Here is a 7,240-nt window from a genome sequence, read left to right on the forward strand (position 1 = left end):
ATCGACCGCAACGACCTCAAGGCGCTGCGGGCCTTCGGCGAGGACTTCCCGGAAGCAGAACGCCTTCTGCTCTCCTTCTGCCCAGAGCCGCTGCTAATCGACGGCATCCGCTGTGAACCGCTCGAAACCTGGCTGCGGCAACTGCGCCCCTGAAGCCAGCTTCAGCTGCCAGAGCGCTGGGCGTTGCCACCACTGAGCCAGCTCTCGAGCCCCTCCCCCAGAAACGACAGGCCGAGCACCAGCACAAACAAAGCCACGCCGGGGTAGAGGGCGGTCCACCAGATGCCGGTGGGGAGGGCGGTGAGGGCCTGCTGGAGGTCGCCGCCCCACTCGGGGATGGTTTCCGGCAGGCCCAGGCCGAGGAAACCAAGGCCGCCAAGCACGAGCACCGCATCGGCGGCGTTGAGGGTGAGCAGCACCGGCACCGAGGTGATCACATTGCGCAGCAGGTAGCGGCGCAGGATCCACAGAGGCCCGGCCCCGAGCGACTGGGCCGCTTCTACATAGAGCTCGGCCTTCACCTGGGCGCTCTGGTTGCGCACGACGCGGAAATACTGGGGGATGTAGACAACGCAGAGGGCAGCGGCGGCATTGGGCAGGCCACGCCCCAGCAGAAAGGCCATCACCACGGAAAGCAGCAACACCGGCAGGGTGTAGAGGGTGTCCATCAGCAGCACCAGCAGCCGATCTACCCAGCCGCCCAGGTAGCCACTCACCATGCCGAGGGGAACGCCGATCACCAGGGCGATCACCAGGGCCAGCAAAACCACCTGCAGGGCCACACCGCTACCGGCCAGGGTGCGCACACATACATCGCGGCCGAGCCGATCGGTGCCGCACCAGTGGCCCAGGGAGGGGGCGGCGTAGATGGGGTTCTGCAGGCCGGCATTGGGTTCGGGCAACCAGCCCGCCTGCACCATCAGGGGAGTGAGCACTGCCACCAGGGCATAGACCACCACAATCACCAGACCCCAACGGGCCATGCGGCCCGAAAGGCTGGTGGCAGGACGAAGAGTCAGCAGAGGCATGGGGCGACCTTAGGCAGGGCCTGGCTGGTAATCCCTAGGAACTAGGCCGAAGGGCACGGCGGGCCCGAATCCGTTTCCTGAGCACGCGACTCCAGCCAAAGGCGGCAGCCAAGCCAAATAGAGGAAGAGGACCTGGCACGTCGGCGGGGGTGGGCCCAGGGCCGGGGGCGGTCTCATCAGTTACGGAGATGGACCAGCTGTTGAGGCTGAGAGGGGCAAGTGGTGTTGTGTCTTCGTAGCGAAGCGTCCAGATGCCGTTGGGATTTTGTCCATTAAAGCTGGAAAAAAGATCCGTGGGTTTGTAGCTTCCGCTAACCAAGGTAGTACCTCCTACTGTTGAGGAAAAGGAATCCTGAAAATTCCAGGTAACTGTTGCGCCGCCGTCCTGGCCAGATAAACTTGAGCGGGGATATGGAAGCACTAAGGCGGAGATAGTACCACCTGGGCTTATAAGATACAACCCAATATCTTCATTGAAAGAAAAATCAGGGGGGCTGTACACATTGCAGCTGCCATCTGCATTAATGGTGGCTCCACATTTTGTAAGACTGAGGCTGAGTGAGACGCTAGCAACCGAAGCGCCAAGACCGCTTATTGCCAGCCCGGTGTCACGATATCCGCCGTCAACCTCAAGCACAGGGTTAAAGGTGGCAGAATTTGTAACCGTAAGTGCCTGGGCGGGCATACCTGAAAACAAGTTCAAGCACAGCCCCGTCGCACTCAAACCGGCAATAAGTAGGGGGGGGCAAGCAATGGAAGATGCCAATAGATTACTTATCGCGCCCAAACGCTTCAAGGTCATCATTCCAACCCTCACCGTTGCTCAATACATGCCACTTTAAGGCACGATCCGGTGTCGACTTGTTCGGCCTGGACCAGTTCCGTCCGCAGCTTCGGACCCTGGTCTCACCGCTGATACCCGGTAGGTGCGTCGCACGCCTGGCAACACGACACTTCTCAATTGAGACAGTCATGCGACCGCCAGCTGCGCGGTTCGTGGTGGTGGCGGCAGTTCCACCCGCGTGAACCAGGGCTGTTTCAGCCGCCGCTGCAAGCCGCGGCTGCGAATTCAGAGCTTCAGCTCCTGCAATGGGACGGAATCCAGGCCAAGCTGACGGCAAATCCCTGAAGGCTGCTCACCAACACCGCGATCGCCACTAGCAGCAAGAGCCGATTGATCCGATCAGGGACCCGCAGACCACTGCTCTCCAGCTGGTAGACTCGCGACTTCTGGTCGCGAAACACCAGCACCAGGTTGGCCCGCGGACGGTCGTCGCCCCTGAGCTGCACGTCCCGGAAACCATGGCAGTGGCCACGGGGCAGCCGCAGTCGGCGCACCTCACAGCCCATCGGAGCAGCGGTGCCGTAGATTCAATTCTAGCCCCGCAACCGCATCACACAGCTCGAGCGGATTTGACCGCTGAACCAGGCGAGCAGCTCAGTACTGGGGAAAGCGCGATCGGCCAGAAGTGTGATGGCGCCGAACCGGGCCACAAGCTGATCGGCCTTCTCCAGTAGCGCGATCCCAACGTAGGCGCCGAAGCTGGCACAGTGAGCAAGCATTTGCCACGGCTGCATCGCCCAGAGCACCAGAGGGCTATAGAGCGCCTCCACATCAATGCGACCATTGCTCAGCCACCGCTGAGCGCACCGCTGCCGGCTGGCAGCAAGGCACCGACCCAGCGGCAGCGCAGCCTTCCAATGGTCGAAATAGACGTTCTGGCTCAGCAAGAACCCGCTCACCATTCAGGCCAGGAGAACCAGGTGGCGATGTTCTGCGAAGCGGCTGTGTAGACAGAGGAAGGCGATCAGCTCAGCATGGAGCCGGGTGCGGGAATCCATACGAGTTTGGTTTGGTGTGAGAACCCAAGCTCTCACGGCTCCCTGCCCATGTAATGACCTGAGACCCATTTCCATTTCAGCGCATGCATTTTCAGAGATGTGTCGGGCAGCCAGGCCGCACGCACCAGTGGATGACAGTGACAAAGGGCGGCGAATGGGCTGGTCGGGGCGATTGGGGCCGGCCCTGAATCAGGGGAGACGGACCATCAGAAAAGCCCGGCCGCTGCAGAGACAGGGAGCGGCCGGGAAGACACGCCCCCCCGGAGCCGCAGCAATCGGCGTCGCGAATGCTGCAGATACGACTCATCTAGAGATCCCAGGGCTTTCGCAGCGGACAATCGCCTTTAGCCCATTGCTTGCACAGGAGGCAACCGATACCTTGGGCTGAACTTAGCCAGGGATTATCGTCAATCCCCGATCCATTCCATGAAAAACATCGCCCTCAGCGCCCGAATTCGCCACCGGCTGATCCAGCACCTCACCTCTCGCCCTGTGCGCTCGCGGCCGTCCACGGGCCATGGCTTCACTTTAATAGAACTTTTGGTTGTGGTGATTATCGTCGGGATTCTGGCCGCTGTAGCCCTGCCTTCATTTCTTAATCAGGCAGGCAAGGCAAAAGTAGCTGTAGCGAAATCGCTAACTTCTTCAGGCGCCAAGGAATGCCAAGCATGGCTTGTGGATCGGAGCGGCAGTTTCACTCCAACTACCAAGAGCGGTGACCCAAATATTACCTACACAGGAGCGAGCTGCCCAGGTGATTTTACAGCAGCGATAACAGGCGGCGCCACTTACACGGCCTCAGTTGATAGCGATGGAAGACTGACCCTGCCAAATGCCGGTACTACGCAAGCTGACTAATTCATGATTTGATACTTTTAAAAATGATTCGCTCCTACCCCTATCATAGCCGGAGCACTAAAAGGTCAATCCTTTGGAATACGATCCATAGCAAAAAATATATTAAGCATCAAGGTGGTTTCTCCTTAGCATACGTTTTAACGGCTGCTCTGATTTTCATCGCTGGTACGGTCACTCTCCTGAATCAATCTTCCAGCTCAATGCTTGGCTCGATTTTTGAAGGCCAAAGCCTTCAGGCACGCAATGTGGCCCGTAGTGGAATGGCGTTCCTGACCAGCCAAATAAATAAGGAAGAAAATCGCCACCTACTTGTCCATCCTCAGAGCGCAGAAAAAGCCAATCCAGATATCGCCACATCTCTATGGACGGAAATCCAAGCTGCGACTAACCACTTGAATCCTTGCACCAAAACCTACATAAACGGAGCAAAGGCATATCAGGCATCCCCAAGCTTATCAGATCTCAATCTTGGCAGCAGCAGAGTTAATAATGGTTATTTTTATGTAGCAGATAATGGCGCTATCAGCAAAATTCGCAATGGGTCTACCCGTGCATTTAGAATAGTAAACAGGCCAAATTCAAAAGATTTCAAGATTCAGCTAAAATCTGGCTCCAGCCTCTCACTGCTAGACGATACTAAAAGCTCTAGTGTTTTCCGGCTCAGCGTTGAGGCGGTTGTTTACCGCAATAGCGACAGCAATGAAATTGCTTCCAGCACAATTCTGCAGGAAGATTTCAGCGTGGTACCCAAATGCTGCAAGATTCCGTTTGGCAGCCATCAAGACTCAGTCAATAATTCCCCGAAGGGCCACGGCAACAGCAACTATGCCCTTATTAGTCGTGCCAACCCAACTAGCAATCGCTGCCTCATGCTTCAAGGGCTTGACCCTGAAGGATTTGGTATTGTTGTTGTTGGCAATGAAGAGATTGGAGGCTCTATTTTAGGCGGGGGCTCCACATTATTGAATAGCCGGCTGGCAGCCGTTAACCCCGTGTACTGCGTGTACGCAAAATCAGATCAATGCATCCCTGCCGACAACACCTCCGGCAACCAGATGGAACGGCTTGATATCAAGCTTCCAGAGCTGCCCACATATCCCGGCTCATTCAATGGCACCCCCCCAGTGCTTAAGCCCTGTACCCTCCTGCCCTGCCCCGCCCTATTGAGTCGAGAAACTTCGTCTATACCTCCTTTATCCAATCCAAGCACTATTTTTGATGCAACCAGTACGGGCCCTTTGCCAGGAAACTGCACACTTCTAAAAAATGATATCCACTGTATATATAGCGGCATAGATCTCAGCGGAAGCCCCGATGATTTAATTTTTATCAGTGGCAATAGCTCTAGAAGGATCAGGCTTTATTTCCCTTCCAATGGCACCGGAATTAAACAAACACTTGCAAGCGGAACCATCAGGCACTGCAAGAACAAGTCGTGCACCGCATTTGTAGGCAACGTCACCGATCTTTCTTTGTTTGGATCGGGCGTTCAAGATCTCACAATGAAGGGCTCCACCAGAGAAGCCCGTTTTTTCATTTATGCACCAAAAGCTGCTGTCAGGCTCATAGGAGGGTCAACCGACACCTTTCAGGCTGTTGTCTGGACCAACCGGCTTGACATCAGTGGCACCAGTGCCAAACTCAACATACCCAGGACCGGTGTGGCAGATGTCTTCATACTCATGGGAATACTTCCCGATGAAAATAATACTTTCAATAATAGCTTAACTGGGCATAGCTTCACCGACCTATTCCCTTGGGACATGGTGGCCCTCAGCACCAGCCGCTACCGCTTCTTCGGGAATTGAGACATGCCCTCGATTCGTCAGCTGAAGGCTAAAAAGCATCAAGCCAGCGAGGCGGGATTCAGTCTGGCGGAAGCAGTCGTTTCCGCTGGCGTACTTACAGTGTCAAGCGTTGCGCTGATAAGCCTCTTTACTTCGTCAGTCGAATCTGTAAAAAACATCAACAGCCGCGACGCTATCTCCGCAGCCATCAACGCTGATCTGGCAGAAACAAAAAGACTCAATGATTACTACATCTGTTTCACGGGGTTCTGCAGCGTGGCCAGTCTTGCCCTGCCGCCTCCCACTAAATACCAGTACGCCCCTAGCCCCAATAGTTTGGCGGCTTTCACAACCTTTGCGGGGTTCTGTAAAAACACCCCATCCAACCTGTCGCAGGCCCTAGTGGAAAAGCTTGGTTCAAGTACTACCATCCAACCCAAGAACAGCACCATTGCCATTACTCGAACGGCCAGGCTTCATCCGAATAACGGTTCCAATGGACACCTCTACATTGTGGAATGGAGCCCACCCGAAGTGCCCAAAACCCAAATCATTCTCTCGCCAACCGTAAGCCAGTGGTGTCCTTGAAATACAGCCAATCAGAGGGCCACGGCTTCACCTTGCTCGAACTGCTGGTAGTAGTGGCGATACTGGGCGTGATTGGAGGGCTGGGTCTTCCAGCCATGATTAATAGCTATAAGAAAGCGCAGGTGAATGACCTTACGACCGGCCTTGCGGGCTGGCTTCAAGAGGTTAGAAACTCTGCTCTTAAGGGCAGCTCATGCGCCGTGCTGATCAGGGCGGGCGCCATCACCGACGGAGATACCGTAGCCAGCGTGGCAGAACCCATACCAGAGACATGTGTAACTCCCAACAATCCTTACCAGCTGCCTGAATCTGCCAGTGGAGCAAATTACTCAATCACAGCTAATATCAATAGCTTCAGCTTCACCCAGCGTGCCAGCAAGTACCCCAAAGAAGACGTGCTGATCACCATTGCCATGGCAAATAATGGTCCAGCCCGCTGCATCCAACTTAATGGCCTGTTTGGCAATATGGAGATGGGTAATGTCAGCAGTAGCGGAAGCTGCGTGCTCACGAAGTTCTGAATTATGAAACCACCGCAGCGTCCCTGGCCTTCGCCACTATTGCGATCGGATACCGGCTTCACCCTGGTTGAGCTGGCAGTGGTTACAGCGATCGGCGCCCTGTTGATTGTCATCACCACAGCCGTGTTCGCACCCCAACTCCGCGTTCATCAGCGGCTAGGTGGCCAGTTGAGACTGCAGGAGCGCTGGTCCAGGGTGCGTTTTCTGCTCAACACGGAGATCGCTGAAGCTCATAATGTGCGGAGCATTGGGAGTGGGCTTGAACTGATCACCTGCGAACCTCTTTACTCTGGCAGCAGCAATCGCTGCAGCGATGGCGACCCAGCAAGTTCAGCAACAGGCTCGCCAGGATACGATGTAGCCACCTGCTACGAACTTGTACCTGATCAAGCATCCGGCACTTCCAGTCTCCAGAGACGCGGACCCATGATCGAAGTCGATGGAGCACTTCTCACCCAAGGTGCGACCAGATCATGCGCAGACCAAACGGCAGAAGTTGTAACCACTGGGGTAACCGCCTTCTCTGCGTCGGACATCACCCCACTTAAAGTCACCTACGCCATTTCCTTACGCGATCCCCTCGACCCCAACGGCTCCAGCTACACAAAAGAATCCT

9 protein-coding genes and 1 pseudogene are annotated in these 7,240 nt (G+C 55.7%); 6 read left to right on the forward strand and 4 right to left on the reverse strand.

The features are described 5' to 3' along the window. Positions 1–161: 161 nt before the first annotated feature. The 4 genes from KBZ07_RS13775 to KBZ07_RS13785 form a co-directional block, all read right to left on the reverse strand. Positions 162–1,028 carry an ABC transporter permease gene (locus tag KBZ07_RS13775; protein WP_254932148.1) on the reverse strand — a complete coding sequence of 289 codons (867 nt, stop codon included), beginning with the start codon at positions 1,026–1,028 and terminating at the stop codon, positions 162–164. A 34-nt stretch (positions 1,029–1,062) separates the two neighbouring features. Further along, positions 1,063–1,833 (reverse strand): proprotein convertase P-domain-containing protein, encoded by a 771-nt coding sequence (locus KBZ07_RS16485; RefSeq protein ID WP_396124092.1) that lies wholly within the window; start codon positions 1,831–1,833, stop codon positions 1,063–1,065. A 272-nt stretch (positions 1,834–2,105) separates the two neighbouring features. After that, positions 2,106–2,378, reverse strand: a complete 273-nt coding sequence (locus KBZ07_RS13780) for a hypothetical protein (protein WP_254932149.1) — start codon at positions 2,376–2,378, stop codon at positions 2,106–2,108. Positions 2,379–2,405: 27 nt separating this feature from the next. Then, entirely contained in the window at positions 2,406–2,774 is a 369-nt protein-coding gene (locus KBZ07_RS13785; protein WP_254932150.1) for a hypothetical protein, read from the reverse strand. Positions 2,775–3,296: 522 nt separating this feature from the next. Between KBZ07_RS13785 and KBZ07_RS13790 the strand changes: the two genes are divergently transcribed. The 6 genes and pseudogenes from KBZ07_RS13790 to KBZ07_RS13810 form a co-directional block, all read left to right on the forward strand. Then, positions 3,297–3,728 carry a type IV pilin protein gene (locus tag KBZ07_RS13790; protein ID WP_254932151.1) on the forward strand — a complete coding sequence of 144 codons (432 nt, stop codon included), beginning with the start codon at positions 3,297–3,299 and terminating at the stop codon, positions 3,726–3,728. A gap of 23 nt (positions 3,729–3,751) precedes the next feature. Next, positions 3,752–5,536 (forward strand): hypothetical protein, encoded by a 1,785-nt coding sequence (locus KBZ07_RS13795; protein ID WP_254932152.1) that lies wholly within the window; start codon positions 3,752–3,754, stop codon positions 5,534–5,536. Positions 5,537–5,539: 3 nt separating this feature from the next. After that, on the forward strand, positions 5,540–6,103 hold the full coding sequence (locus KBZ07_RS13800) for a hypothetical protein (protein ID WP_254932153.1): 564 nt from the start codon (positions 5,540–5,542) through the stop codon (positions 6,101–6,103). Then, a complete protein-coding gene (locus KBZ07_RS13805) occupies positions 6,100–6,624 on the forward strand; it encodes a Tfp pilus assembly protein FimT/FimU (protein ID WP_254932154.1) in 525 nt (174 codons plus the stop codon). Before KBZ07_RS13800 ends, KBZ07_RS13805 begins: the two co-directional genes overlap by 4 nt. 3 nt (positions 6,625–6,627) lie before the next feature. Beyond that, positions 6,628–6,735, forward strand: a pseudogene (locus tag KBZ07_RS16490) (prepilin-type N-terminal cleavage/methylation domain-containing protein); the annotation flags it as partial. Between the two features lie 315 nt (positions 6,736–7,050). Continuing rightward, on the forward strand, positions 7,051–7,240 hold a 190-nt coding region (locus KBZ07_RS13810; RefSeq protein WP_254932155.1), incomplete at its 3' end, for a hypothetical protein.

It is taken from the genome of Cyanobium sp. BA20m-14 (assembly GCF_024346295.1).

What these genes read in the sequence shown, in the direction of transcription:
- KBZ07_RS13775 (WP_254932148.1), bottom strand. Translation starts at nt 1,028, where the DNA reads ATGCCTCTGCTGACTCTTCGTCCTGCCACCAGCCTTTCGGGCCGCATG.
- KBZ07_RS16485 (WP_396124092.1), bottom strand. Translation starts at nt 1,833, where the DNA reads ATGATGACCTTGAAGCGTTTGGGCGCGATAAGTAATCTATTGGCATCT.
- KBZ07_RS13780 (WP_254932149.1), bottom strand. Translation starts at nt 2,378, where the DNA reads ATGGGCTGTGAGGTGCGCCGACTGCGGCTGCCCCGTGGCCACTGCCAT.
- KBZ07_RS13785 (WP_254932150.1), bottom strand. Translation starts at nt 2,774, where the DNA reads ATGGTGAGCGGGTTCTTGCTGAGCCAGAACGTCTATTTCGACCATTGG.
- KBZ07_RS13790 (WP_254932151.1), top strand. Translation starts at nt 3,297, where the DNA reads ATGAAAAACATCGCCCTCAGCGCCCGAATTCGCCACCGGCTGATCCAG.
- KBZ07_RS13795 (WP_254932152.1), top strand. Translation starts at nt 3,752, where the DNA reads ATGATTCGCTCCTACCCCTATCATAGCCGGAGCACTAAAAGGTCAATC.
- KBZ07_RS13800 (WP_254932153.1), top strand. Translation starts at nt 5,540, where the DNA reads ATGCCCTCGATTCGTCAGCTGAAGGCTAAAAAGCATCAAGCCAGCGAG.